We start from the raw sequence: 1430 nt of genomic DNA on the forward strand, positions 1-1430 counted from the left end.
AGCACAGCACCGAGCCCACCACCAGCCCGGCGAAGGTGAAGGGCAGCCGGCCCAGGCCCAGCGCCTGCGTGGCCTGGCCCACCGGCCCTTGCGGGCCCATCAGCACCAGCAGGTAGAAGCCCAGCACGGTGGGCGGCAGCACCAGCGGCATGGCCACCAGCGCCGTCCACAATGGCTTGAGCGCCGATCGGGTGCCCGCCAGCCACCAGGCCAGCGGCGTGCCCAGCAGCAGCAGGAGCACGGTGCTGAGACCGGCCAGTTGCAGGCTCAGGGTGATGGCCTGCCAGTCAGCCGGGGAGAAGGCCACGGAGAAGGACAGCGTGGTCACAGGTGCCTCAATGGCCGTAGCCGTAGGCGGCGATCACGGCGCGGGCGGCGGGGGTCTTGAGGTAGTCCAGCAGTGCACGCGCGGCGGCGCTGCCCTCGCCGGCCTTGAGCAGCACCGCGTCCTGGCGAATCTCGCCATACAGCGTGGGCGGCACCAGCCAGTACGAGCCGCGCGGCGGCTTGCCGGGCTCGGCCACCTGAGAAAGCGCGACAAAGCCCAGCTCGGCATTGCCTGTGAGCACGAACTGGTAGGCCTGGGCGATGCTCTCGGCGGTGATCAGCCTGGGCGCCACGGCCTCGGTGAGGCCGCGCGCCTTCAGCACTTCCATGCCAGCCGCGCCATAGGGCGCGAGCTTGGGATTGGCCACGGCCAGGTGCTGGAACCTGCCGCCGGCCAGCACCTGGCCCTCGGCGTCCACCAGGCCGGGCTGGGCGCTCCACAGCACCAGCTTGCCCAGCGCATAGGTGAAATTGCTGCCGCGCACCGCCAGGCCTTCCTGGACCAGCTTGCGCGGTATTTCGTCGTCCGCCGCGAGCAGCACCTCGAAAGGCGCGCCAGCCTGGATCTGCGTGTAGAACTTGCCGGTGGCGCCGCTGGTGCTGAGCAAGGTGTGGCCAGTGGCGCTGGCAAAGCCCTCGGCGATGCGGGCCAGCGGGCCGGCGAAGTTGGCGGCGACAGCCACCTGCACTTCGGCCGCACCGGCCTGCGCTGCCAGCAGGCCGGCGAGCAGGGCAAAGACCAGGCGGCATGTAGCAGGCATGGCGGGCCTCAATGCGCAGCCTCTTCCGGACCGAAGCACAAGGCCTGGTCGGTGCACACGCCGCAACTGGGCGCGCGGCACAGGCTGATCTCGGCCTGGTCGCACAGTTGCTTGTAGAGGAACTTCTTCCACTTCATGTCGCGGTCATTGCGCGCAGCAAGCCGGGGGAAGCGGGCCTGCATCAGGGCCGAGAGCTCGCGGCGCGACGGCAGGTGCAGGTCCTGCCAGAGGTGGTCCTGGCCCAGCGTGGCCTGGGCCAGCGCATGGGCCAGCCAGCGGTCTTCGGCAGGGCACTGCGCCCCGGCCTCGCCTGCGCAGGTGGTGAGCAGGCCCACCAGGTCC

2 protein-coding genes and 1 pseudogene are annotated in these 1430 nt (G+C 70.7%); all 3 read right to left on the reverse strand.

The window, feature by feature from the left end:
* A pseudogene (locus FKP22_RS30300) lies at window positions 1-319 on the reverse strand (molybdate ABC transporter permease subunit); the annotation flags it as partial.
* 16 nt (window positions 320-335) lie between these two features.
* On the reverse strand, window positions 336-1088 hold the full coding sequence (modA, locus tag FKP22_RS30305) for a molybdate ABC transporter substrate-binding protein (protein ID WP_141291917.1): 753 nt from the start codon (window positions 1086-1088) through the stop codon (window positions 336-338).
* Between the two features lie 8 nt (window positions 1089-1096).
* On the reverse strand, window positions 1097-1430 hold a 334-nt coding region (locus tag FKP22_RS30310; RefSeq protein ID WP_211361672.1), incomplete at its 5' end, for a nitrogen fixation protein NifQ.

The organism is Ideonella azotifigens, assembly GCF_006519715.1.
GTDB lineage: Bacteria > Pseudomonadota > Gammaproteobacteria > Burkholderiales > Burkholderiaceae_C > Ideonella > Ideonella azotifigens.